The following is a 243-nucleotide window of genomic DNA, read 5'->3' on the forward strand; positions in this document are numbered from 1 at the left end:
GAGCGGATGGAGTTGGTGCTGTCCGACGCCACGGCCACATGGATGTCCTGCGGCAACTGCGCCTGCAGCTCGGGCAGCAGGGCGCGCACGCCATCCACGGCATCGATGATGTTGGCGCCCGGCTGGCGCGTGACCAGCACGATGATGGCCGGCTCGCCGTTGAACAGGCCCAGGGTGCGCGTGTTCTCCACGCCGTCGATCACGCGCGCCACATCGCCCAGGCGCACCGCGGCGTTGTTGCGC

Annotated in this window: 1 protein-coding gene; it reads right to left on the reverse strand. The window is 70.0% G+C overall.

Translation table 11 applies throughout. The features are described from left to right. Positions 1-243 (reverse strand): efflux RND transporter permease subunit (locus QZH66_RS18195; protein ID WP_305807201.1); only part of this gene is annotated, 243 nt, incomplete at both ends.

The sequence above is a fragment of the Stenotrophomonas sp. YIM B06876 genome, from assembly GCF_030711595.1.
GTDB lineage: Bacteria > Pseudomonadota > Gammaproteobacteria > Xanthomonadales > Xanthomonadaceae > Stenotrophomonas.